Source organism: Intestinibacter sp. (genome assembly GCF_051866655.1).
Lineage (GTDB): Bacteria > Bacillota > Clostridia > Peptostreptococcales > Peptostreptococcaceae > Intestinibacter.
Map to the genome: position 1 here is coordinate 1 of NZ_JBJDXL010000224.1, position 2,154 is coordinate 2,154.

3 protein-coding genes are annotated in these 2,154 nt (G+C 34.1%); all 3 read right to left on the bottom strand.

Annotation, left to right across the window (positions count from 1 at the left end; all coding sequences use genetic code 11):
- Positions 1-145 precede the first annotated feature (145 nt).
- The 3 genes from ACI3VO_RS06735 to ACI3VO_RS06745 all read right to left on the bottom strand — a co-directional run bounded on the left by ACI3VO_RS06735 (position 146) and on the right by ACI3VO_RS06745 (position 1,857).
- Positions 146-331 (bottom strand): hypothetical protein, encoded by a 186-nt coding sequence (locus ACI3VO_RS06735; RefSeq protein WP_439757169.1) that lies wholly within the window; start codon positions 329-331, stop codon positions 146-148.
- Positions 322-618: a hypothetical protein gene (locus ACI3VO_RS06740; RefSeq protein WP_439757170.1), complete on the bottom strand. Its 297-nt coding sequence runs from the start codon at positions 616-618 to the stop codon at positions 322-324. Before ACI3VO_RS06740 ends, ACI3VO_RS06735 begins: the two co-directional genes overlap by 10 nt.
- Positions 619-1,392: 774 nt before the next feature.
- The gene (locus tag ACI3VO_RS06745) at positions 1,393-1,857 is read right to left on the bottom strand and encodes a hypothetical protein (RefSeq protein WP_439757171.1); all 465 of its coding nucleotides are present in this window, start codon (positions 1,855-1,857) and stop codon (positions 1,393-1,395) included.
- Between the last annotated feature and the right edge of the window lie 297 nt (positions 1,858-2,154).

A 2,154-nucleotide genomic window follows, 5' to 3' on the forward strand; every position in this document is an offset into this window, starting at 1 on the left:
CCTAATACAGTAAATTTACTTTTCTGCACTAAATCATTAACATTTAATGCAGATGCTATGCGTAGGCAAGGAACTTCTCCTATTACTGTAGCAAGTAGTTCAAAGTGTTCTCCTATTATACGATAGACTCCGGGATGATTTAGTTTCATTGTTTATTGATTTCTGTTTTAAAGTTATCTACTATGCCTTCTACTTGAGCAATAGATAAATTAGGATATTTATCCATTACTTTATATTTAGCTTCTATATCGTTTCTACACGTATTAAGAAGCTTAATAAACTCTGTTTTTTCATGCTTAGTCTCAAACCAAGCAAACCATCTTACTTGCATTCTTCTTTAATTTGATTAGCTTGTTCGTTAACTTTATTCCAATCTATTTTAGAATTGTGAATATTAATAGCATGAATAAGTTCTCCTTCAAAGATTCTATGAATCATGTGATTCATACGTAAAATTTTTTGTTTATTTGCAGGTATATTACGTATATAATTCCCTTTATAATACGAAGGTAATGCTTCGTAGATTCTTTTACATAGCTCTGATTTACAACGATATTTTTCTGCTGCTTTTTCCCAATGCTCTGGTAAATTGTGTGAAATGTATTTAAGTACTCCCATAATTTTGATAATTAAGTTAATTTTTTGTAGTAAGTAGGAGACTCGAACTCCTTATCCTTTATCTTTCGATAGGGCTTCACTACCATGCAAAGCTTACTTACTCCAGCTTTCTACGACATTAGCTTAGCCGTTGACTACTCATATTACGCTGCAATACGAGTATAGTCTGTAATAAAATTGTTGCCATTTAAGGCTTTATTGACCTATTCTATTTTTGCTATCGCTGTCAAAACCGTTCAGCCCCTTTTGTTTAGAATATAATTTATATAGTGGAGCTGGGGGCATACGATAGCCCCGTCCAAACGATGCTCTAATAGACCTAACAGTCAATAGTAGCTAGGTAGGCGACCAAACCTACCTAGCTTATTGGTCATTTTTTATTTAAAATACGTTTGATACTGATGTGTAAGTTATAGTCTCTCGGGCAACTAGTCCGTAACTATAAGCATTCTCTATGGAAGCATTACTTACTGTGCGATTTGATATCGTAAGAAATATTATTATATAGTTTAAACTATATAAGAGTCTTATATTGTTATTGCGCAATTAAAATATATTTCTCACGATCTTTGGCACATGATCAGTGGCACGTTTTTAAATCCCTCTCCGGCATAAAGCACTTGTTTGAGGACCTGGCAATTCAGATCTGTCTTAACTAAACTAGTGGACTTACGCAGTTGCAATAACTCAGCCGATGTTTCTCTGTAAGACATTAGTATATCATCATAGAGTCATATTACTATGCTCAGATATTATTACTTGGATTGTTGAAGATTAGCCTATAATAAGGCGATTCATTCTCCATGACCAGTTGCCGGGATACTGGTTCTCTAAGCTGGAACGGTGGTCTTCATAAGTCTGTTCGTTTTCACGAATAAGCTTACGAGCAGTTGCAGCTTCTTCTTCGGTTTGCTTGTTATACTCATCAATGCTGAGACTCTTGTCACCAGATTTCAGCTTGTTGTTGAGTTCTGTGATCTTCTTGAGGTAGTTTAGTTTAATCTCTGCCTCTTTCTTTGTCTTTTTCATAGACAACAGCATACGCTTCTGCGTATACTCAGCTTGAATTGTAGCATCAATCAGTTTAGCTGTGAGTTCTTCCTCACGCTTCTTTGCAATCTTTTCAGCAGCAGCTTTTGCTATATCTTCTGTTACTACTGAACCGTTTTTGATAACTTCTTCAATGTTATCAACTGTAGTTTCAACTACTTTCTTTTCTTCTTGTTTATCCTTAGCCATAACTTTGATAATTTAGATTGTTGATAAATATATTTATTAACTCAAAAGAATTCTAGAAATTAGAACTATTCTTACTTATTTGTATTTCTTATTTAGTAAGTAACCCATTTCCTTCTTCCTGACCTGTAATAATAGGTTGACCGTTGTATAGTCCGTTGTACTCTAGCAATTAAGCTTCCATTAGGGTTCTGGTATTTTAATAGTTCTAGGATTGACTGGATCCACCATAATTATTAATAGTTAAAAATTAATAATCTTTCTAATTGAAGGGCTCTGGCGGATACCCTTCTTGTTGTA

Coding starts and splice junctions, on each gene's coding strand:
- ACI3VO_RS06740 (WP_439757170.1), bottom strand. CDS start 618: ATGGGAGTACTTAAATACATTTCACACAATTTACCAGAGCATTGGGAA.
- ACI3VO_RS06745 (WP_439757171.1), bottom strand. CDS start 1,857: ATGGCTAAGGATAAACAAGAAGAAAAGAAAGTAGTTGAAACTACAGTT.
- ACI3VO_RS06735 (WP_439757169.1), bottom strand. CDS start 331: ATGCAAGTAAGATGGTTTGCTTGGTTTGAGACTAAGCATGAAAAAACA.